The 22135-nt window shown below is 55.7% G+C and carries 15 protein-coding genes; 5 read left to right on the top strand and 10 right to left on the bottom strand.

Translation table 11 applies throughout. The features are described 5' to 3' along the window. Window positions 1-125 precede the first annotated feature (125 nt). Both AB1S56_RS03105 and AB1S56_RS03100 read left to right on the top strand, forming a co-directional pair. Window positions 126-2141: a M1 family metallopeptidase gene (locus tag AB1S56_RS03105; protein WP_340871305.1), complete on the top strand. Its 2016-nt coding sequence runs from the start codon at window positions 126-128 to the stop codon at window positions 2139-2141. A gap of 52 nt (window positions 2142-2193) precedes the next feature. Further along, window positions 2194-3012 (top strand): hypothetical protein, encoded by an 819-nt coding sequence (locus AB1S56_RS03100; protein ID WP_340871304.1) that lies wholly within the window; start codon window positions 2194-2196, stop codon window positions 3010-3012. 115 nt (window positions 3013-3127) lie between these two features. Here the strand turns inward: AB1S56_RS03100 and AB1S56_RS03095 are convergent, their stop codons facing one another. The 6 genes from AB1S56_RS03095 to AB1S56_RS03070 all read right to left on the bottom strand — a co-directional run bounded on the left by AB1S56_RS03095 (window position 3128) and on the right by AB1S56_RS03070 (window position 9623). Then, window positions 3128-3622 (bottom strand): cytochrome c biogenesis protein CcdC, encoded by a 495-nt coding sequence (locus AB1S56_RS03095; RefSeq protein ID WP_340871303.1) that lies wholly within the window; start codon window positions 3620-3622, stop codon window positions 3128-3130. Between the two features lie 223 nt (window positions 3623-3845). After that, window positions 3846-5303 (bottom strand): catalase, encoded by a 1458-nt coding sequence (locus AB1S56_RS03090; RefSeq protein ID WP_340871301.1) that lies wholly within the window; start codon window positions 5301-5303, stop codon window positions 3846-3848. Between the two features lie 183 nt (window positions 5304-5486). After that, window positions 5487-6263, bottom strand: a complete 777-nt coding sequence (locus AB1S56_RS03085) for a response regulator transcription factor (protein ID WP_340871299.1) — start codon at window positions 6261-6263, stop codon at window positions 5487-5489. Then, complete coding sequence (locus AB1S56_RS03080) at window positions 6242-6634, bottom strand: transcriptional repressor (protein ID WP_340871298.1); 393 nt, start codon at window positions 6632-6634, stop codon at window positions 6242-6244. Before AB1S56_RS03080 ends, AB1S56_RS03085 begins: the two co-directional genes overlap by 22 nt. A 439-nt stretch (window positions 6635-7073) precedes the next feature. Beyond that, complete coding sequence (cls, locus tag AB1S56_RS03075; protein ID WP_340871297.1) at window positions 7074-8504, bottom strand: cardiolipin synthase; 1431 nt, start codon at window positions 8502-8504, stop codon at window positions 7074-7076. Window positions 8505-8651: 147 nt separating this feature from the next. Continuing rightward, entirely contained in the window at window positions 8652-9623 is a 972-nt protein-coding gene (locus tag AB1S56_RS03070; RefSeq protein WP_340871296.1) for a M15 family metallopeptidase, read from the bottom strand. A gap of 250 nt (window positions 9624-9873) precedes the next feature. Between AB1S56_RS03070 and AB1S56_RS03065 the strand changes: the two genes are divergently transcribed. Beyond that, entirely contained in the window at window positions 9874-11784 is a 1911-nt protein-coding gene (locus AB1S56_RS03065; protein WP_340871294.1) for an LTA synthase family protein, read from the top strand. Window positions 11785-11881: 97 nt separating this feature from the next. Here the strand turns inward: AB1S56_RS03065 and bcp are convergent, their stop codons facing one another. From bcp to AB1S56_RS03045, 4 genes are all read right to left on the bottom strand, one after another. After that, window positions 11882-12355, bottom strand: coding sequence for a thioredoxin-dependent thiol peroxidase (gene bcp, locus AB1S56_RS03060; RefSeq protein WP_340871293.1), 474 nt, complete (start codon window positions 12353-12355; stop codon window positions 11882-11884). Between the two features lie 15 nt (window positions 12356-12370). Beyond that, the gene (locus tag AB1S56_RS03055; protein WP_340871291.1) at window positions 12371-13426 is read right to left on the bottom strand and encodes an asparaginase domain-containing protein; all 1056 of its coding nucleotides are present in this window, start codon (window positions 13424-13426) and stop codon (window positions 12371-12373) included. A 146-nt stretch (window positions 13427-13572) separates the two neighbouring features. Beyond that, window positions 13573-16806 carry an MMPL family transporter gene (locus AB1S56_RS03050; RefSeq protein ID WP_340871289.1) on the bottom strand — a complete coding sequence of 1078 codons (3234 nt, stop codon included), beginning with the start codon at window positions 16804-16806 and terminating at the stop codon, window positions 13573-13575. A 48-nt stretch (window positions 16807-16854) separates the two neighbouring features. After that, window positions 16855-17295, bottom strand: a complete 441-nt coding sequence (locus AB1S56_RS03045) for a MarR family transcriptional regulator (RefSeq protein WP_340871288.1) — start codon at window positions 17293-17295, stop codon at window positions 16855-16857. A 206-nt stretch (window positions 17296-17501) separates the two neighbouring features. On the opposite strand from AB1S56_RS03045, the gene AB1S56_RS03040 reads away from it, so the two are divergent. Next, window positions 17502-20147, top strand: coding sequence for an EAL domain-containing protein (locus tag AB1S56_RS03040; RefSeq protein WP_340871287.1), 2646 nt, complete (start codon window positions 17502-17504; stop codon window positions 20145-20147). Window positions 20148-20301: 154 nt separating this feature from the next. Continuing rightward, window positions 20302-22047 carry a methyl-accepting chemotaxis protein gene (locus AB1S56_RS03035; RefSeq protein WP_340871286.1) on the top strand — a complete coding sequence of 582 codons (1746 nt, stop codon included), beginning with the start codon at window positions 20302-20304 and terminating at the stop codon, window positions 22045-22047. Window positions 22048-22135 lie beyond the last annotated feature (88 nt).

The raw sequence follows: 22135 nt of genomic DNA, 5'->3' as shown, positions 1-22135 counted from the left end.
CGTCCAAGTGCTATTCCAACTTGCATTTCGGCCTGGCAACAGCATTTATTCCATTTTAGCTAATAATCTTGGAATTGCAAACATATACATGCTGTAGATGCTTGTCAACGGGAGGGAAACGTTGAATGACTCCACGCCATATCAAATTAATTTCATTCGGTTCGCTTGCGGCCGTCCTGCTGGCGCTGTCCCTGCAGAACGGCTTCGGGAACGCTTGGCTGTCCCAGTACACCTACGCACTAGCCCCTGCCGCGAGCGTCACAGCGCCTGTCGCGCCTGCTCCGAATACGGCCAAGCCGCCGGTTGTCCAGCAGCCGGACACGGCAATGCCGCCCAAGCCGCAGCCCCTGAGCAAGCGGGTTGTGGAATACCACATCAGCGTTGCGCTGCGCGAGGACGGCCAGCACCTGGACGGCACGCAGGACGTGACCTGGACCAACCCCGGCAGAAAGCCGGTGTCCGAGCTGTATGTTCACCTGTATCCCAACGCGTTCCAATCGCAGCATACGACCTTCATGACCGAATCGCAAGGAAAGCTTCGCACGGACAAGGCGACCGCGAACAGCGTCAGCCACATGAAGCTGCAGACGCTTCAGACGCTGGAGGGCGACAGCCTGCTGCCCCGTCTGCAATACACGCAGCCGGATGACGGCAACACCAGCGACCAGACGCTCGCCCGGCTGCAGCTTCCGGAGCCGGTGCCGCCCGGCAAATCCATTACATTGCGTATGAGCTACGAGGTTAAGCTTCCCGAGGTATTTGCCCGCATGGGCTACTCCGGCGACTTCATTATGGCCGGGCAATGGTTCCCCAAGCTTGCCGTATACGAAACCGCAGGCACGAGAGGACGCACCTCGGAAGGCTGGAATGTGCACCAGTATCACGGGAATTCGGAGTTCTACAGCGACTTCGGCATATACAGTGTGCGCATTCAGGTTCCCGAGGCGTATACGGTTGCCGCCACCGGCTTTCAGACCAAGCCGATTACCGTGCAGAATGGCATGAAGCTGTTCCAGTTCTACGCCGAGGACGTACATGATTTTGCATGGGCGGCGTCGCCGGATTTTGTTTTTGAGGAGAGCGCCTATTCCGACACAGGCATTCCGGGTGTACGAATCAAGCTGTATCTGGACCCCAGTCATGCAGAGCTGAAGGATCGTTATATGCACGCTGCGAAGTCGGCGCTCTCGAATTATGCCAAGTGGTACGGCACTTATCCCTACAACACGCTGTCCGTCGTTGTGCCGCCCAAAGGCGCGGGTGGAGCAGGCGGCATGGAATACCCGACATTGGTTACCGCCTTCGCCGCCGACACGGACAATCCCGGCTTCGAGCTGGAGCGCACCGTCGTGCACGAGATTGGCCATCAGTTCTGGTACGGAATGGTCGCCTCCAATGAGTTCGAGGAGGCTTGGCTCGACGAAGGCTTCACCTCCTACGCCGAGGATAAAGTGATGAAGGCCGCCTACGGCATTGAGCCGAATCACCGGCTTGAAGCCAGCTATATGACGGACCCCGCGCCTCTCAAGCAGCCTTCATGGGCGTTCCATGACTCCACACAATATGCGGAGAACGTGTACATGCGCGCCAAGCTGGTGCTTGTCGACATCGAGAACAAGGTTGGCGAGAAGCTGATGAACCGCATCATGCGCACATACTTCCAAAAATACAAATTCAAGCACCCTGCGACCTCCGACTTCCAGCGAGTCGTGGAGCAGGTGACGAAGGCGAATTGGACGGAATATTTTAACCAATATGTGTACAGCAACCTGATGGCCGACTTCTCCGTTGACGCCATAGATGTTCGCAAGCTCGAGAAGGATGGAGAAAGCTATTATGAATCCAACATTCTGGTGAGGAAAAACGGCGGCACGACCGGACCGATCCCCATCATGCTCCAATTCGCCGACGGGACGCGCCAGACAAAGATATGGGCCGGCGACGAAGCTCATATTCAATACACGGAGATTAGCGCCTCGCCGCTGGAGTGGGTGACGGTGGATCCCGACCATACGAACGTGCTGGATAACAAGCTGATCAACAACTACATGCTGGCGGAGCTCCCGAGCGACACTCGGACACGGTGGAACCTCGGTGTGGCCCATATGATTCAAGCCTTCTTGGGCGCGCTCGGCTGGTAGCCGGGCGCAGTCCTTCGGGGATGTAAGTATTCGCTGTCAAGGGGAGATTGTTATGAAACACCAGATGTTATTAGGCTGGCGGCTGACCTTCAAGCACATGAACATGATCCTCATCCTGTTCCTGTATCAGCTGCTGTGGGGCTTTCTTGTATACCGGGCCATCGACGATATTGTCGCTCCGCTGCTGAGGAGATTTCCGGCGGACGCGCCAACGGAGCAGGCCGTTCAATCCTTCCTGGCGGAGGCTCAATTCCAGCTGTTCAAAACAGATCTAATTCAGCCCTACCTCTGGCTCCTGGGCGGATTATTCCTGGCTCGCATGCTGCTGACGCCTCTGTTCAACGCGGGACTCTTCTATTCCATTCATCATCAGCACAGCAGAAGCGAAGGCGGCACTCGTGTGCTGGAGGGAATTCGCAAAGCCTGGAAGCCGGTCATGCTCCTGTATTGGATCAGCTGCGCGCTTATGCTTGCGCCAGCCTGGTGGCTTGCTCCGAGCTGGATGGATGCTCTGCTCCACCTGGGCGCTACCCCCTCACTGCTTACGGAGATTGTGCCGGGAGCCGGCCTGTGGCTGCTCTGGATTACCATTATCCATCTGCTGTTCCTCTCCATGCAGTTCGGCGCTGTATCCGGCGAAGGCGTCCTGCCTGCCTTATGGCAATCCGTACGCCGCTTCTTCTCTTATGCCGCCATCTCCCTCATGATGTGGGGCATTACAGCACTGCTCGGGCTTGCGGTCAGCAGCATGTCTATGGTCTGGGCCGGCCTCTTTGCCCTGATCGTGCATCAAGGCTATCCGCTTATCCAGACGCTGCTGCGTGTATGGACCATCGCGACCCAGTACCAGCACCTGCGGTCGGAATCGTAGCGGTTCCAAGCGTAAACGGCTGCGCCGGTTTAAAAAAAGACTCCTCTCGCAGCAGCCCAGATGGGCTCCGCGTCAGGAGTCTTCGGTTTGCAGTACGCTGTTAGGACAACGCCTGTCAGCCTCGCTCTAATGGCTCCAGCCTCGCGAGACGCAAATAGTCGCCAAGCATGGCAATTCTCCATGGCAGAATCATGCCGAATGCCAGCAAGTAGAAAAGCGCGCCCGTCTGCGGAATTGTCATATATTGCTCCACCACCTCGTGCAGCAGGAGACGCAGCAGGAACAAGACGATCATAATGGCGACAAACGCCTTGGACCGGCGCACATAAATATCCGAATCAATTCGCTCCATACGAGTCGTCACAATCAACGGAAACGCAAACATGAGCAGGCCCGTACCGAATGCGGATACGCCCCACATCCAAGGGATATGCGTAACCGGGGCTGCGAACATAATGAAGCCAGTCGCCATGCCCAGCGGCGGTATAACAATCTTCTTCAGCGTCGTCGGCCTCTTCGCCGCGCGTATTCTTATGATGATCAGACTAAGACCCGCGATGGCCGAGAACAGGATCGCCCCCGCCTGCACCAGTGGATTTGTCCAAAACATAACGCCAACCTCCGTGGTGTCTATGTACGTCTAAATGGTTCAAGCCAGTTGCCTCCTTACTAGTGTACTCCTCCCGTCGAGCTCAAGCAAATGCTTCCCGGCTGAACGCGGCGCAGCCCCCAAGCTGCAGCAAGACAAGACAAGCCCCGCGCGAATGTCCGCGCGGGGCTTGCTCTGAGAGAATCATATAAGAAGTGCATCAGCACGTGAAGCCTCGGTGTCTCTATCTGCCTTGCGGCACAAACGCCTGTATGTCTACGCCCAGCCCCTCTGAAAGCCTCATACCGAGCATACGGTCAGCGCGGAAGAAGTTGCAGATTGCGCGAAGCTGGATATCCTCGTTCGTCCCTTTCAAATCATTCACCAGGTTCGCGATCAGATTCGCCTGCTGCCCCTCCGTCATGGAACGGAACCGCTCTCCCGCTTGTGTGAAATCGTCCGTCTTGTCGATACGCTGTCGTCCAGCCGAGCCCTGCAGAGGGACTTGCGAGTCGGTGTACGCAGCATCCTCCTTCGGTGAATCCGCGAAGCTGTTCGGCTCATAATTAATGGGTGACGGGTCCGCCTTCATCGTCATGGCCCCGTCCCGCTGATAATTACGCACCGGCGCATAAGGACAGTTCACGGGAATGCTCAGGTAATTAGCGCCTAACCGATAACGCTGCGTATCGGGATAAGAGAACAGCCGGCCTTGAAGCAGCTTATCCTCGGATGGCTCGATGCCCGGAACCAGCACACTGGGGGCAAAAGCCGACTGCTCGACCTCCGAGAAATAATTAAGCGGATTGCGGTTCAGCGTCATCGTGCCGACCTTAACCAGCGGATACAGGCTCTCCGGCCACACCTTGGTGGGATCCAGCGGATCGAACGCATGCTGGTCGACCTCCTCGATCGGCATCAGCTGCACGTGCAGCTCCCACTCCGGCCACTTGCCAAGCTCGATCGCCTCGTACAGGTCGCGCGTCGCATGGCTGAAATCCCTGCCCTGCATAGCCGATGCTTCCTGGGCGGAGAAGTTCCGCACCCCTTGCTTCGACCGCCACGTGTACTTCACATAGGTCATCTTCCCCGCAGCATTCACCCACTTGTAGGCATGGACGCCAAAGCCATCCATCTCGCGGTATGAAGCCGGCGTGCCATCGTCCGCGAACACCCAGGTCAGCATATACGTGGACTCAGGCGACAGCGTCATGAAATCCCAGTATCGCTTGGGATCCTGTATATTCGTATCCGGAGCCGGCTTCAGGGAGTGCACCATATCCGGGAACTTCATCGCGTCGCGAATGAAGAACACAGGCAAGTGGTTGCCGACAAGATCATAGTTGCCCTCCTGCGTATAGAACTTCACCGCAAAGCCGCGCGGGTCTCGGGCGGTCTCCGGAGAGCCCGTTCCGTGAATAACGGTAGAGAAGCGGACGAACACCGGCGTCTCCATGCCAGCCTCGCTCAGGAAGTGAGCCTTCGTATATGCGGCCATGCTCTGCTCGGCCACGAATACGCCATGTGCGCCAGCGCCGCGCGCGTGGACGACGCGCTCCGGGATCCGTTCACGGTCGAAATGCGCCAGCTTCTCCAGCAGATGATAGTCCTCCAGCAGCGTTGGCCCACGCTGGCCCGCTGTGCGAGAGCTCTGATTATTGCCTACCGGCGCGCCTTGATTCGTTGTCAGTCGATTGTTCATATTGGACACCTCGTTCATTATTTATTTATATATTTAGACTTGATCTAAATCCTATAAATGAATAGTACTCCTCAGGCGCCCTTCTGTCATGAATACATGATGAAAGAAGGATGAATATTGGATGAAGATGAACGTTGTCCGCTGACATGGACTCCCGCTCCCATTTCGCGTGCAGCTATGCTTCTATACGTCAGCCAGACGATATCCCGAGCCTCTGACTGTGACGATATATTTGGGGGATACCGCGCTGTCCTTCAGCTTCTTGCGCAAGCTCTTGATGTGCACATCCACGACATTGCTCCCGCCATAGAAATGCATGCCCCAGACGCTGTCGAGGAGCGACTCGCGGGTCAGGACCGAGCCATCAGAGCGCAGGAAGCGCAGCAGCAGGTCATATTCTGTCTTGGTAAGCTCCACGCGCTGGCCAAGCTTCTCCACCTTCATCTTGCGCAAATCCATGCGAATATCCTTGAAGACCAGAAGCTCGTCGTTCTGAGCTTCAGCCGCAGGGACCGAACGAACCGGCCGCTCCTCCAGCATACGGTTAATAAGCGTCAGCGCCTCTTCAGGCTGAGCCGGCCACAGCAGCAGCTCGGCTCCGGACAGCTCGACGCGTCCCCGCTCTGCATAAGAGCCATGATCAAGCAGCACCAGCACCGGGACTCCCGCTTCCTCCGCAGCTCGCAGCAGCTCCTCTCCGCCCTTCAGCGTCTGTCCCGCGACAGCACCGGCGGACGAGAGCGGAATGGGCAGCGCGTCATAGATGAGCAGCTCTGGCGACAGCGCCGGAAGCATACTGCGATTAAATTCATGCAGCGAAAACACATCAAAGCATTCCGCCGACAGCTTGACAAGCAGACTGCGGACCCGCTCCGGCAGCGGGCTGATTACCATCACCCGTTTCGTGAGAGAGCACAGCATGCCTTCCGACCGCTCCATTACCCGTTCTTCTTCGCGCATGCCTCGCACACTCCTTCCAGCACAACCTGAGCGTGCTCGATCCGGTAACGGGTATTCTCGGCAACCGCAGCTATCCACTCCTGCGGCACATCGACGAGCACCTCATCTACCCGTCCGCAGCGCAAGCAAACAATATGCTGATGGTCATCCGTCCGGGCATCATAGCGGCTGACCGCTTCTCCCAGCTTCAGCTCCCGAATCAAGCCAACATCGGTCAGGTAGCGAAGGGAGTTATAGACGGTGCCATAAGCAAAGTGATGTCCCTTCGTCCTCAGCCGTTCGATGACATCTGCCGCCGTGGGATGGTCATGAGCCTCGTGAACGACTTCGTAAACCGCCTTCCTCTGGATGGTTAAGTTTATTTTGTTCATGGTTTATTGGGCCGCCTCTCAATGATTTTAGACTAAGTATAAATCTATATCGAGAGAAGCGTCAACCTATGACTATTCCTCCAACCGAGAATCTATAACTCACAATTTTAAATAATCTGAATATTTACAATATTATAATAATGGTGTATACTAGACCTATCTTAACCGAGAGGGGATAGTCCAATGAAGTAGGTTAGCGAAGCATGTCCCATTATCGCGGGAAGGAGAAACATTTATCCGTAGGACATGCGGGGACCCGGCGTTGTCGTCCAAAGAATCTCAGGATACTTACTTTCTCCGAAAGGATGGAAGCACGTTTTTTAATAAGCTGTTGAAGCAGTAGAATGGAGCGTACAAATCAATTGAATAGTCGTTTAGCAGAAACATAAAGGGATTTCGGTTATCTTAGATAAGCGAAATCCCTTTATTTGTTGTTGGATTAAAGAATGGGGCTCAGCAGCCTGGAGATGGATTCCTTGAAGCGATTGAAGAGCGGACGCCTTCCATAATCCTCCATAGTAAGCCTGCGCGCCAGGCGCACATCCTCCTGGAACAGAGTCTGCAGCTTCTGAGACGTTTCCTTGTCATAGATAAACGCATTCATCTCGAAATTCAGCTTAAAACTCCGTATGTCGAGATTGGCCGTCCCGACAGATGCCACCTTCCCATCCACAACAAGCGTCTTGGCGTGGAGGAAGCCGCGTTCATACAGGTAGACGCGTACGCCGCTGGCCAGCAGCTCGCCCAGATAAGAGTGCGTCGCCCAATAGACGAAGAAGTGATCCGGCTTGCTCGGCAGCATAATGCTCACCCTGACTCCCGACAAGGAAGCGATGCGGAGCGCGGTCATCAGACTTTCATCGGGCACGAAATACGGCGTCTGCATGCAGATCGTTTTTTTGGCGGAAGCGATCATTTTGATATAGGCGTTTTTAATTTCCTGATATTCCGTATCGGGTCCGCTTGCGACCAGCTGCATGCCTATTCTGCCTGCGCTGACTTTGGGCAACGGGAAATACGTCGAGCTGAGGTCGACTTTGCCGGATGTCGCCAAATTCCAGTCCATCATGAACTGCGCTTGCATCTGCAGGACCGCTCCGCCCATTACCTTCAGATGCGTGTCGCGCCATTCGCCGAAATGAGCGTTCAGACCCAGATATTCGTCCCCGATATTAAAGCCGCCTATATAGCCAATCTTGCCGTCGATTATGGCCAGCTTGCGATGATTGCGATAATTGATTTTTAAGTTCAGATAAGGAATGCGCGAAGGGAAAAATGCCGCCTCCATGCCGCCTGATTGGCGAAGCTCATGGAAGAACCGCCTTGGCAGATTGGAGCTGCCGATATGATCATACAGAAATCTAACCTCGACGCCCTGCTTCGCCTTCTTCGCGAGTGTCGCAGCAAGCCTCCGTCCGAGCGCGTCGTCTCTCACGATATAATATTCCAGATGGATGTGCCGCTCCGCGGCTTCCATGTCGGCAATGAGCGAATCGAATTTCTGATTGCCGTCCGTGAAGATAGCAATTTCGTTATTGCTTGTGTAGAGGGCAAAGCTTGTCACAAGGTTCATATACATCATGTCCTGATATTCGGCCATGTCGCTGCCCTCGGGAAGGAGCCGCCGCTCCTTCAGCTCCTGCTGCTGCTTCTCCAGCGCGTCCTCGATAATACGCTGATTGTCCCCAAGCAGCTTGTTCAGCTTCCTCTTCCGAACCTTCTGCCCCAGGATCAAATACAGTATAAACCCAAGCACCGGCGCAAAAAATAACACCATCAGCCAAGCCCAGGTCGAGCTTGCATTCCTGCGCTCCAGAAAAATAACGGTTATCGCGAGGAAAATATTCAGCAGCATAATAATTAAATACATGTTCTGGAGCACATTCGTACTCAGAGCCCCGCACCTCCGTATGGCCGCCGCCGCTAAGACTACCCTGCCGGCTGTCCCGCCTTCGTCTGCCATTGTTCATTAGTTTGCTTTGTTACCGGCCGAATGATGCGGCCGCCTGCACGCGCATTACCCGTTGACCGGCACCGCGTCATAATATTCTTCCAGCGTCTCTCCGCTTGCGGCAAGCTCGCTTGCGATATCGATCCCTACATAACGCAGATGCCAAGGCTCGTATTGATAACCCGTTATATGCTGCTTCCCTTCCGGGTAACGGATAATATAGCCATACTCCGCCGCATGCTCCTTCAGCCAGGCCGCTTCCTTCGTATCACCGAAGCAGTCGGCCGCTGCGCACTTGCCATCGCTGCCGGACACATCGACAGCCAGTCCCGTCTCATGCTCGCTTGTGCCCGGAAGAGCGCTGTATGTACGCGCCTTCTCGTAGCCGTCCCGCTTCACATAACGGTTGAACAGCGCCTTCTGCGTCTCGTGAGAGCGGTAAGCCGATACTCCGGCGAGATAGATGCCATCCGCCTCAGCGCCGGCGAACATCGCTTCCAGCGCTTCGGCAGCCTCCTTGCGCAGCATCCGCTTCTCGATCTTCTCGGAGAAGGTGAATCGCACATCGGGATAGACCAGATCGTCCGGCTCATAATTCTCCGGCAGCATATTGTAAGGATTCACAAGCGCTTCGATGCTCTCCGGCTGGGCGATTACGGCGATTGCGCCATCCTCCCCTCTGGATATGCCCGTTTCATCTGGGGCTTGTCCAGCCGCGGAGCCGCCGCCGTCAGGCTCTTCCTCCCCTTCGCCGCTCGGCTTCTCCGAGTCGCCGGGCATCTCTCCTGGCGCAGCCTCGCCGGCTTCGCCATTATCGCCATTCTGGCCCTTGTCCGCTCCCGCTTGGGACGAATTGGCATTGGAGTCGGAAGGCTTGCTTTCACCCGTTAGGCCTTCTTCTACGCCGGTAGTCGCCTGAGGCTGCTCTGCCAGCTTCGGCTCCTCCGCCATCCAGCCGCCCTCCTCTACCGCAACATATCCCCCAATGACAAGCATGGCTCCAAGCGCCACAAGCAACAGAAACTTTCCTCTGCCCATCTCTCTTTTTCCCCTTCCTATGCTAGTCCTCCAAATAATCATACATATTGACGCAACAAAACGTCAGGATGATACGTCTAATAGGATGGCAATAATCGACAATTCTGTTAAGGTCCCTTTTGCCTTTTGACATTTCCCTGTCAGAAGGAGCATAATGATAGTGCATTTACAATATTCTAAAATATAGAGACAAATAGAGCTGGGGCTATCTGTGGAGAGAGCCTTATTTGCTGTGAAAGGAAGGGTTTACGTGTCAATTCTAACATCGAATAAGCTATTAAGCACTCGACCGATTTTGTTCTTTTCGGTTATTTTGTTCCTGAAGAGCGTGCTTGCTTGGTTCGTCATCTTCCCGGACAACGCCTCCTGGACAACGCTGTTTAAGGAAATTCCATTTGTGCTGATCGTTTATAGCCTAATTGAATTTTTTGCAAGCAAACGCAAGTTTCTCTATTATACGATCGCTAATCTGCTCATGACTTCTATTCTATTTGCTGTCATTATGTATTACAAGTATTACGGGGTTATCGTGACCTACGCGGCGCTTGAGCAGGTGAATCAAGTAACGGCTGTGAAGAACAGCGTGTTCTCGCTGATGGATCCCTACTTCTTATTTATTTATACCGACGTCGTCATCATGCTCATTCTTCTCTTCATCAAGAGCGGCAGTGGTGGTGGCAATGGCGGCGGCAGCATCCGAAACCAAGCAATACGGTGGAAACAATCTTTCAAACGCAAAGAGAATGCTAGATATATGGCAGCCATCCTCATTGTGTCGTTCGCTATCTGTTTGTTCAATATTTTGCCGAATCGCGCAAGCATGAACGAGATTGTGAAGGCCGAGCAAATGGGCATATTGAATTACGAGGCCTACACGATCTTCGCGAACAAAGAGGTCGAATACATCGATTCAGAGGAAATTACGCAAGAGCGCATTCATGCGGTCAAAAAAGTCGAGCCCCCCCTCCAGCCGGCCCTCCAAGGTGTCGCGCAGGGTAAAAACCTGATCATCATCCAAATGGAGTCGATGCAGAGCTTCCTCATTGATCTGGCCGTTGAGGGCGTGGAGATTACGCCTAACATGAATAAGCTTGTCAAGGAGAACAGCTACTTCAAGCACTTCTACCAGCAAGTGGGGCAGGGCAATACATCCGACGCGGAATTTGTTGTCAACACGTCGCTCTACATTCCGCCGCGCGGAGCCGCCACTCAGCGTTATGCCGGCAAGGAGCTTCCGAGCATGCCGAAGATGCTGAAGGCGCAAGGGTATGACACGGCTACCTTCCATACGAACGTTGTGGAATTCTGGAATCGCGGCGAGCTGTACAAAGCCGTTGGCTTTGATCGTTATTACGACGCCGCATTTTTTGGCGAGGAGGACGTTGTGTTCTTTGGGGCATCGGACGCTACGCTGTACGAGAAAACAGCCCAGGAGCTGTCGCGGATGGCTGCCAACGATAAACCGTTCTACGCCCATGTCCTCTCTATGACGGCTCACCACCCCTACACCATGCCGGAGGACAAGCGGTTTATCGAGCTGCCGGAGCGATTTCATGACACGCTTGTAGGCGATTATCTAATCGCTCAGCATTACGCGGATCAACAGCTGGGCATCTTCATCGACGACTTGAAGGCTCGGGGCATATGGGATGACAGCCTAATTATCGTGTACGGGGACCATCTCGGCTTGCCGATCTATTCCTTGGACAGCGATGAGAAAGAATTGATGGAAGACATGTACGGACGAGAGTATACCTATACGGATATGATCAATATCCCTCTCGTTATTGTGAATCCTGGCAGCGACATGGGGCCTGCGGTGTACGATCATCTGGGCGGACAAGTGGACATCCTGCCTACCGTCGCCAATCTGCTTGGCGTATCGCTGGAGCATCAGCTTTACTTTGGCCAGGACCTGTTCAATCAGCAAGCCTACAATATATTGCCTCAGCGCTATTATTTGCCGAGCGGCTCGTTCTTAAGCAGCCAGGAGCTGTTCATGTCGGGCAGCGGCTTCGAGGACGGCACCCATTATCCATTAACCGGCGACGGTCACAGCAATCAGCAGACGACCGAGGATGAATACGAGCGCGCGCTGGAGCTGCTTCGTCTGTCCGACAGCTATGCAAGCCAGCTGCCGAATTGGAAGACGGAAGAGTAGGGCTTTTTTTCACCGCATAAGCAGCAAGGGTCATCATTCCCTACGGGGAACGATGACCCTTTTTTCCATGAACCCTATGCACCTGAAAGGGTTGAGCCTACAGCTCCTTGACCGCCGCCAGCACTTCACTGGCATGGCCTTCGACGCTTACACGGCGCCATTCGCGGGCCAGCACGCCCTGCTCATCAATCAGGAACGTCGAACGCTCCACGCCGATATACGTTTTGCCGTTCCAGCTCTGCTCCTTCCACACCCCGAACAGCTCTGCCACCTGATGCTCGGTGTCGCTCAGCAGCAGGAACGGCAGGCTGTATTCGGAGATGAATTGCTCGTGGGAGGGCAGATCGTCAGGGCTGATGCCCACAACTTCGGCATTGTACTCCGCAAACTCCCCGTTGAAGTCGCGGAAATCGCAGGATTCGGCGGTACACCCCGGCGTCATGTCCTTGGGATAAAAGTAGATGACCAGCTTTTTGCCTAGATAGTCGCTTAGCGATACCTGCCCCCCGTTCGATGCCAGCAGCGTGAACTGTGGAACCTTATCCCCTGCGTTTACGGTTGAAGTGCTCATGCCTATATTCCTCCTCTATAGCTTCTCATAATAGACGTTCTCCTTCCGAATGAACCGGTCCCGGACGGCATCGTCCCCGATCATTCCGTAAGCCAGCATAAGCTTCGTAAGCGCCGCCTCCATGGACATGTTCTCAATGAAGCGGCCTCCCGCTTCGATTAACCGGTGCGAGGAAGCATACAGCGCGTCTGATGCGTCCTTAATGGGGCAGAGGTAACAATCGATGCCCTCCCGCCTGCACCGCTCCACGAACGCCGCGAGCGAATAGGGTCCCGTTTCCAGCGCGTTCGCTGTGCCTGAGTGATGCAGATCATGCAGAATGGCCCTCGGCTTCGCCGTACTGAAATCATACAGCTCATAATGAAGACCCGGGTACGGCCTGATATATACGATCTCATCCGTCAGTCTCAGAGCTGTCGCTATCTGCGAATGTATGGAGCTGGGCCGCGCCTGAAGGCTGTCCGGCGACGGATTACGCACATCCTCCGTCCACTGGAACGTCCGCTGCGCTGTCATCCTTCCGTATTCGAGCTCATAGGGGCTGCGGAACTGATCAGTGAACGATTCGTTCTGGAATACCCTCGTGCTGAGATAGACCATCGATTCGCCGCGATCGTTTTCATAGACGACGAATACCCCCGGAAGCCCGGCCCCCGCGATAAAGTCGATCGAGCTCGACAAGTTGCGAAGCCCGTTGCTCCTTGCATCCGCGATGGGATAGTTGCTGGCCGTCAGCACAAGCGGAATCGCAGCGTCCGCGAATAGATACCCCATCATCGCAGCGGTGTATGCGAGCGTGTCCGAGCCATGGGTGACGATGATCCCCTCGTAACGGGTCCAATCGACCCCTCGAATGGCTGCGGCCAGCGCGCTCCAATCGTCCGGCGTTATATTCTCGCTGAGCAGATTGAGCGGCTGAAGCGTGTCCAGCTCGACATCATGCCGATAAGACGGCAGCCCCCGATACGCATCCAGGAGCGCGTAAGAGCCGGCTTGATCGACGTTGATGGCCACTCCCTCCGCCTTGCTCCCGATTGTGCCGCCCGTAAATATGATCAAAATCCGCTTCATTGGCGGCTTCCCTCCCGCTTCCTTTATCTTGTCGTTAAGCTGATGCCCTCTCCCTCTACCTCTACATCTTACTATTTGCCGCTCATGAAAAAAAGAGCCGCACCCGAGTCGCCAGTAACGACTCGGGCTTCAGCTCTTCTGCGCTCTTAATGCTCCTTGGCGCTATGCGTATAAGCCGCATCGGCTCGCGCGCCTCCGCCTATTGCCTCCCGCTGCATGAACGGCCACCAGTTGGCTTCGCCAAATGTCCGTACCATCACCGGAATGAACAGCGGCAGAATGACTAGGGCGTACATGAACAATCCGCACAGTACGACCGTCGCGATCTGCAGCAGCGACATGACCCCAGACGGAAGCATGGCCGCAAACGTCCCGCCAAGAATGACGGCTGCCGACATAATAACAGCCCCCATATGCTTCATTGCTTCCAGTATCGCCTGCTTCGGCTCTAGATGGCGATATTCCCTGAACCGGTCCATCAGGAAGATGCTGTAGTCCACGCCAAGCGCGATCAGCATCACGAAGCCGAAGAACGGCACCGCCCAGCTGATGCCCGACAAGCCCAGCATACGTACAAAGATAACCTCCGTAATCGCCAAAGATGTAAAAAAGGTAATGACAAGTGAGGCGACGACATACAGCGGGATGACAAGCGAACGGAACAGCACAATGAGAATGAGCGTAATGCCGATCAGCATCAGAACAACCGTTCTTGCGTAATCCTCGTCCGATATCGTCTTCAAATCATGATTCATGCTCGTCACTCCGCCGATCGCCACCTGAGCTCCCTCCAGCTTCGTGCCCTGGAAGGCGCGGCCAACAGCAGCCTGGAGCGATTCCACCTCCGCCATTGTGGCCTCGTTGTACGGATTGCTGGAGAAGATCACGTCCAGCTTCGCCGTCCGGCGGTCTCCCGACATATACACATCCAGCGACTCCTGGAAGCCCTCATCCTGGATGGCTTCCTCTGGAATATGCCAGCCCGTCATGTCTCGATCCGGCGCCTGGGCCAGCCCTTGCAGATAGCCTCCGGCGGCAGCCAGGCCGTCCGTTACCTGGCTAAGGCCGTCCACGCTTTGATCCAGTCCGCTTGTAAGCTCACCGAGCTGGTCGCCGAGCGAGGCGAAGCCTGCCTGCAATTGCTCCTGCCCCTCCGCCAGCTCGCCCAGCCCTTGAGTGACGCCTGGCATCTGGTCGACAATTCGGCCTTGGCCAGCCGCGGCCTGCGCAATGCCATCCTTAAGCTCGCCCAAGCCCGCTGCCAGCTGGCTCAAGCCCTGAGCCACAGCGGCTTGCCCCGCGGACGCTTCCGCGAAGCCGCTGTTCGCCTGCTCTATGCCCGTGAGCGCACCGGCAAGCCCTTGGTTCAGCTCCGCCAGCCCCGCGCCAAGCGCTGCCGCTCCTTGCTGCAGTCCTGACAGCGTCGCCAGCGCTTCCTGGAACGCCGCGTCCTCCTGCAGCTCGGGATAGCTCTCCTGCACCGCGCCAAGCGCCTCCCTGACGCCGACCAAGCCCTGTGAAAGCTTCGCCTGCTCATCAGCTATCCCCTGGTAGCCGGCACTCAGCTGGGACAAGCCGCTCTCTACGCCGCGATACCCTTGCAGCAGCTCCGCACTGCCAGCCGCCAGCTCCTCAGCCGCTTGCTGCGCATCTGCAAGCCCCTGCAGGAGCTCCTCGGCGCCCGCCGTGCCGCTGACCAGCCCCTGCTCGATCGCGCCAAGTCCCGCAGCCAGCTCCGCCAGCCCGCTTCGCAGCTCATTCGTGCCGGCTGCAAGCTGTTGGGCGCCGTCCACCGCCTCCGCAAGCATCGGCGCGTTGTCGTTCAGCGCGCTGCTCGCCTCAGCGAGTCCGCTGCTGATCTGGCCGAGGCCTTCCCCGCTCTCGCCGAGACCTTCATCAAGCGTCACGACCTGATCCGCCACGAGGAAGTCCTCCAGCACCTCGCCCGTCGGACGCGTCGCGCTGCGAACCGCCTGCACGCCTTCGACCTTGGACAGCTCACGGCTGGCCTGCTCCAGCGCCGCCAGTCCCTCCGGCGTATCCATCGGCTCCTCCGATTTCACAATGACGCTGGTCGGCAGCGTCTCTCCCGGACCGAAGCCCTCCGCAATCAGGTTGAAGCCCTTGACGGAATCGTATTTGTCCCCAATCTCGTCAAGCGAGTTGAAGGATATGGAGCCCTTGTACGCGGTCAGGAACGGCACAATCAGCACAAGCAGAATGACCAGCGCCCATAGCGGACGCTTCAACGAGAAGCTGCCAACCGCTTCCCACAGCCTGCTTGGCTTATGCTCCAGCCCGCCTCTGGACGGCCAGAACAACGCGTTGCCGAGCAGGGCGAGGAATACGGGCACAAGCGTGAACAACGCCAGCAGCAGCACCACAATGCCCACCGCCACCGCTACTGCGGAGCGGAACAGGACAAATTCCGAGAAGCCGATGGAGGCAAAGCCCACGAACACCGCAAGGCCGGAGAACAGCACCGTACGGCCAGCCGTTCGGTACGTATGCGTGATGGCCTCTGCTCTGTCGCCGCGATGAGCCAGCTCCTCCTTGTAGCGGCTGATCAACAGGATGCAATAATCCGTTCCGATGCCGAATAATACGGCAACCATAAAGATTTGCGTGAAGTTAGATAAGGGGAAATCAAGATAATGAACCAGAAAAGCGACGATCGACTGCGACACCAAATATGTGAAGCCCACCGCGAATAAAGGCACAAACGGCGCCGCTGCAGACCGGAATACAAGAAAAAGAATAACAAGAATAAAGCCGACTGTAATCAATTCCGTTTTCTTAAGCCCTTCCTCGGAGCTCTGCACAACATCCTCATTAATGATCCAGTTGCCGGTATAATAGTGCTCAACGGACACGTCCTCAAGCGCCTCGTACAAGTCGCTCTTCACCTGCTTCAGCTCGCGCCCGTCTGCCTTCACATAGAGAAGCGACAGCACGGTGCTCCCGTCCTCAGACACCATCTGCTCCTTCAGCTCAGGCACATCGAAGTGCGTCATGACCGACTGTACGCCCAGCGTGCTTCGCGCATCCGGCGAGCCCAGCTTCTCCAGCGCGCCCTTCACCTGCGCTAAATCGGAGTCAGACAAGCCTTCCTCCTTATGGAAGACCAGCACCGTCGTCATGCCGCCGGACCCGCCAGAGCCGCTGCCCTCAGCGGAGCCCTGGGCTTCGCCATCACCGGAGGCTGTGCCAATCTCCTTCTCCAGCTTGGCAGCCATTGTCGACGAATACCCTTCCGGCACCTCAATCTGGCCTTTGGTGCGGACCAGCTCCGCCATATCCGGGGCGCCCAGCATCAAGCCAGCTGCACCGGCAATCCATAGAAGCAGCACAAGCCACTTCAGCTTCAGAATGACCTTCATCGTCTCTCTCCCTCTCTCTTATCCTCTTTTGCCTGACGCATGCCTGAGCTACAGCTTCATGGCAGCCTGTGCCAGCTTCTCTAACGTCTCGATGAACTGGACGGCTTCCTTCTCCTCGAATTGATCCATAATGCCCGCCAGTACCGACTGCACCCGCTCCTCCATGGCAACGCAGATGCTCATTCCCTCCGCCGTCAGCACCAATTGGACCACTCTGCGATCCTTCTCTTCCGGGACGCGGTTAATTAAGCCTTTGTCGAACAGTCGATTAATGACAGCCGTTATCGTGCTTTTGCCCACGCAAAAAAAATCCGCCAGCTCCGACGCCGTGCATCGCTCGTTATGGCGCAAATACCGGAGCGTCTTGAACTGCTCCACCGTCAGCTCCTCTGGCATAATGTCCTTCACCTTCGCATGCAGCCTGCGTTCTACGATGAAGTCGGCGATCTCGTATCTGCGCACCCATTCCATCAGCCGACTGGCTTCCATATACATTCCTCCAGTAATTCTATTATCGAACTATTCGATAATAGAACTATATCAGACCCGTACAGCCTTTCGCAACCGATGATTTTTTCACAGTAAATACGCGGGGTTAGAAGAAGGAATATGGTTGTTTTTGTCGAATATTAGGGAAACTGCACGAAATTTTAATTTTTCTAATTTTGTTTCACACCCGTATCAGGAGGACGCATGTGAGCCCAACAACATTGACCAACCGCAATCTTTGGCTAATCACCCTTACATTTGCCGCATGTACGTTTCTGGCGGTGGCTTGCAAATGGATGCCTATTCCTTTCCTATATGGCATGAGCTTCTCACTTTCCAGCTTGTTCGTGCTTCTCTCCCTTCGTCTATACGGCCTGTGGGGCGGCTTGATGACGGCTGGAGCGGTTGGCTTGGCAGGCTACATTCTCATGGACCATCCGCCCCTCATCGTCACCGGAATCACGGAAGCGCTTGTCGTCGGACTGCTGCTGCGGAGATACACCGGCAAGGTGCTGTCTTCGACAGTGATCTTCTGGGTCTTCCTTGGCATTCCGTTCACTTACTACATATACAGCCAGAACTACACCGACGTCGGAATTGAAGGCAAGCTGATTGTGTGTATCCTGACGCTGAACGCGATATTCAACGCCCTGTTCGCCGAGGTGCTCTACCAATACGTGCCGCTCAGCCGCTGGTGCGGCCTGTCCAGCATCAGACGCGAGCCCGGCAGCATCAGCCTGCTCCTGCGCCATTTCGCCTTGGGCATTGTCATGCTGTCGTTCCTGATCAATATGCTGGTCAACAGTATCGGCTCATTCCGGGAAGTTTCCTTATACATACAGGACATGATCCATATGACGACCACAACGGTCAAAAAGGAATGGGGAGCGACAGGCGAATCGCCCACTGCTCCGAAAACGGAGGTCCAGCTTCGCAAGCTGCAATTTGTTATCGACCGGTATACAACGGATACATACAGCTTCCACTTTGTCGATAATAATCATGTGATCGTTGCCTCCAATCAGCACGGCGCCATCGGCCAGCTGTCAAATCCTATGGAGGAGCGCGTCTACAAGAGAACAGACAGCTCACTGTACCTGTCTCACACCGTGCATGAGGTTTCTCGCCACGAGCTGTACACATGGCACAGGGAGCACTTCATGTATGTGGAGAAGATGACGGACGGCTCGGGGTCCTTCGTAATCGCCTTCCCGGTCCATGCCTTCTACCCGTATTTGTTCGGCAAATATGATACGCATTTTATTTATTTTGCCTGCTTTGCTATTGTGGCGATTCTGGTATCGGCGATCGTTAACCGCGCCTTCACGAGAGGATTGCAGCGGCTGGCAGCCTCCACCCGAAACCTGCCTCTGAAGCTGAAGCAGAACAACGGGTTTGCCCTGCCGGAGAGCAGCATTGCCGAGTTTCATTCGCTTATCGCCAATTTCAAGCATATGGCGGCAAGTCTCGTCCACCTGTTCCACGAATCCCAGCGGAACAATGAACGGCTACAGGCGCAGTCTCAGCTTCTTCAGCAATCGGAGGAGCAGCTGCATCAGCTTGCTTATTACGATACGCTGACCGGCCTGCCGAACCGACTGCAATTCAACCGCCACTTTCAGGAGTGGATTGCGCTTAGCGATGCAGCAGACAAGAGCATCAAGATTGCTGTCCTGTTCACGGACATCAACCGATTCAAGCAGGTCAATGATACATTGGGGCACGCGCTGGGAGACCAGCTGCTGCAAATGTCCGCCAAGCGCTTTAAGCTGCTGAACAGCAAAAGCCGAAGCGTGTTCCGTCTCGGCGGCGATGAATTTGTATTCCTGCTGCGCTACTCGGACAACAACGAGCTGACCGCTTGCGCGGAAGAGATCCGCGACAGCTTCGCCACTCCGTTCGTCATCGATAGCATGCCGCTCTATATGACGGTAAGCATCGGCATCAGCATGTACCCGGAGGACGGCGAGGATATGAACGCTATCATCCGCAACGCCGACATCGCCATGTACAACGCCAAGGAGGAAGGCGACGGGTACTATCGCTATTACAAACCGAATCTGCTGCCGCTGATTGCGGAGAAGATGCAGCTGGAGAACGGCCTGTACAAGGCGCTGCAGGAGAATCAATTTTATTTGCAATATCAGCCCAAGATCAGCTCCGCCACGGGCGAGCTGTGCGGCATCGAAGCGCTCATCCGCTGGAATCACCCCGAGCTGGGCTTCATCCCGCCCGACAAGTTCATCCCGCTGGCGGAGCAATCCGGCATGATTATGGAGATTGACCGCTGGGTATTCCATGAGGCCTGCCGCCAGAACAAGGAGTGGCAGAACGCAGGCCTGAAGCCCCTCAGCGTCTCCGTGAACATCTCGGCGCGCCACTTCTATCAAGGGGATCTGAAGGCTATGATTACCGAAGGGCTAGAGGCTACGGGACTTGCGCCGGAATTCGTCAGCCTGGAGATTACCGAAGGCGTGTTCATGCGCAACATCGAGAAGGTGATCGAGACGATCCAATATATTCGCGGGCTCGGCATTCAGATCTCCATCGACGACTTTGGCACCGGCTACTCGTCGCTGAATCAGCTGCAGCGCTTGCCGATCTCCGATGTGAAGCTTGATCGGTCCTTCATTCGCGGCATTACCATCGACGACAAGCGCTCTTCCATCGTTCGTGCCATTATCGAGCTGGCCCACAGCATGAATATGAGAGTTGTCGCGGAGGGGGTCGAGACGGTGGAGGAAGCCCAGTTCTGCCGCAACCTGAACTGCGACGAGCTGCAGGGCTACTTGTTCAGTCGTCCGCTGCCAGCGACGGCATTCCAGGAGCTTCTTCATCCAGAGAGCAAATAGAGTCAGGGCTATGCTTACAAGCATAGCCCTGATACTTTTCTAACATCCTTCTCTCATTTCTCTAATGATTGCGTGATATGCTTGTCGATAATTGTCATCTAGAATCAACAATACAGCTTATCCCTACATTTAATTAGAGAGGTGCTCGTTGTTTATGTTCAAATGGAAAAACCGCAGCCTGGTCGTGACCAGCTCTATCGTCCTTGCTCTGCTGCTCTCCGCACTCATCAGCGTTACGCAGTGGATGTCCTACCAAACCCAATACAAGAGCTTGGAACGGGAGATTGTTACGCTCGGTCAGACGCTCGGCTACCAGGTAGACTTCGAATTCGGGCTTACCGAACGCGCAACCCAAGAGCTCCTGAATCAGCAAACAAGCCTGTCGGAGCCGTTCGCTATTCTTCGCAACAAGTTTGATGCCATGGCGCGCAATGAGAGAATCGCAAATGCCTACATCTATCTGCCGCAAATTGAACATACGGACGGCGGAGAGGTTATTACGATGCTGCAGGGTAATGAGGAGCTTGAAGAGGTGGAGTTCGGTCCCGGAGCCACATACGCTATGGGAGAGACGATCGCCGAGACGTTCAAGACAGCGCTGAAGAGCGGATCAGGCTGGTCCCCCATATATACCGACGAAATTGGAAGCTGGATTACCTACTTCACAACCATTGAAGATCCGCAAGGGAACATCGTAGGCGTGTTCGGTCTGGACTTTGAAGTGGATTCCCTAAAGACCGAGGTTGAAGCGATGGTGAAGAGCAGTATTCTTCTAGCCGTCGCGCTGATCGCTGCAGCGGTCGTTGTGGTCGTCATTCTCGTGACGCTGGTGCTCAAGCCGCTGCGCCGTCTTGCGGACGTAGCCAAGCTGGCGGCAGATGGCGATCTAACCGTAGCCGTGCCCGTGCATGGCAGCAACGAAATCGGGCAGCTGTCCCATTCCTTCAACGAGATGATCGCCAGCCTGCGACAGCTGACCAGCAACATCCGCAGAAGCACGTCTGAGGTTGCGGAATCCGCGGCCAGCATGCAGCAAAGCGCCGAGCAGACCTCCAGAGCGACGGAGGAAGTGACGGAGGCGATTCAAGAGGTCGCATCCGGCTCCGAGACGCAGCTGCAAAGCTTCCAGGAGTGCCAGCGAGCCATGGGCGAGATGACGGTCGGCATTGGCCGAATTGCGGAATCCTCCTCCTCCGTATCCGAATTGGCGGCCGGCACGAACGAGCTTGCCACAGAGGGCGGCGTCGTTATCGAGCAGACACAACGCCAAATGGCGGAAATCGAAGAGCAGATTTCACAGACGGTACTCACTATGCGCGAGCTGGAAAGCCAAAGCGATCAAATCGGACAAATTCTGGGCATGATCAGCGAGGTTGCGAACCAGACCAATCTGCTTGCGCTGAACGCCTCCATTGAAGCGGCTCGCGCAGGCGAGCATGGCAAGGGCTTCGCGGTAGTTGCCGTCGAGATCCGCAAGCTGGCCGAACGCTCCAAGGAATCGTCGGAGCAGATTGCCGCCATTCTTGGCACAATCGGCACGCATACCAAGGAAGCCGCCAGCGCCATGGAGCAGTCCGTAACTGCCGCGCGCCAAGGCTCCGCCGTATCAAGCCAAGCAGGCGATACGTTCCGCGCCATCGTAAATGCGATTAAGCAGGTATCCGATCAAGTGCAGGAGGTATCCGCTGCCGCGCAGCAGATGTCTGCAGGCAGCGAGCAGGTTGCAGCGTCGCTGGATCAGCTGGAGCATATCTCCAGCACCTCCGCAGGCAACGCCCAGCGCGTCGCCGCCGCGTCGGAGGAGCAGCTTGCATCCATGCAGGAGGTGGCCAGCGGCTCCGAGCAGCTTCGCTCGCTTGCTGCCAGCCTGAACGAAGCAGTGGGCCGTTTCAAGACCTAATCGCGTTGCCTGCTAAGCACGCAGAGCGCATTCATACGCAGCAAGCAGCAAGCCCCGAGTCTCCCTCAGCAACGAAGGGGATCGGGGC

Origin of the sequence: Paenibacillus sp. PL2-23 (genome assembly GCF_040834005.1) — a bacterium.
In the GTDB taxonomy this organism is placed as follows: Bacteria; Bacillota; Bacilli; order Paenibacillales; family Paenibacillaceae; genus Pristimantibacillus.
Note: the sequence above shows the minus strand (reverse complement) of the source record. Positions and strands in the feature narration are given on the sequence as shown.

What these genes read in the sequence shown, in the direction of transcription:
- AB1S56_RS03095 (WP_340871303.1), bottom strand. Translation starts at nt 3,622, where the DNA reads ATGTTTTGGACAAATCCACTGGTGCAGGCGGGGGCGATCCTGTTCTCG.
- AB1S56_RS03055 (WP_340871291.1), bottom strand. Translation starts at nt 13,426, where the DNA reads ATGAAGCGGATTTTGATCATATTTACGGGCGGCACAATCGGGAGCAAG.
- cls (WP_340871297.1), bottom strand. Translation starts at nt 8,504, where the DNA reads ATGTATTTAATTATTATGCTGCTGAATATTTTCCTCGCGATAACCGTT.
- AB1S56_RS03035 (WP_340871286.1), top strand. Translation starts at nt 20,302, where the DNA reads ATGTTCAAATGGAAAAACCGCAGCCTGGTCGTGACCAGCTCTATCGTC.
- bcp (WP_340871293.1), bottom strand. Translation starts at nt 12,355, where the DNA reads ATGAGCACTTCAACCGTAAACGCAGGGGATAAGGTTCCACAGTTCACG.
- AB1S56_RS03100 (WP_340871304.1), top strand. Translation starts at nt 2,194, where the DNA reads ATGAAACACCAGATGTTATTAGGCTGGCGGCTGACCTTCAAGCACATG.
- AB1S56_RS03080 (WP_340871298.1), bottom strand. Translation starts at nt 6,634, where the DNA reads ATGAACAAAATAAACTTAACCATCCAGAGGAAGGCGGTTTACGAAGTC.
- AB1S56_RS03045 (WP_340871288.1), bottom strand. Translation starts at nt 17,295, where the DNA reads ATGGAAGCCAGTCGGCTGATGGAATGGGTGCGCAGATACGAGATCGCC.
- AB1S56_RS03070 (WP_340871296.1), bottom strand. Translation starts at nt 9,623, where the DNA reads ATGGGCAGAGGAAAGTTTCTGTTGCTTGTGGCGCTTGGAGCCATGCTT.
- AB1S56_RS03090 (WP_340871301.1), bottom strand. Translation starts at nt 5,303, where the DNA reads ATGAACAATCGACTGACAACGAATCAAGGCGCGCCGGTAGGCAATAAT.
- AB1S56_RS03050 (WP_340871289.1), bottom strand. Translation starts at nt 16,806, where the DNA reads ATGAAGGTCATTCTGAAGCTGAAGTGGCTTGTGCTGCTTCTATGGATT.
- AB1S56_RS03085 (WP_340871299.1), bottom strand. Translation starts at nt 6,263, where the DNA reads ATGCGCGAAGAAGAACGGGTAATGGAGCGGTCGGAAGGCATGCTGTGC.
- AB1S56_RS03105 (WP_340871305.1), top strand. Translation starts at nt 126, where the DNA reads ATGACTCCACGCCATATCAAATTAATTTCATTCGGTTCGCTTGCGGCC.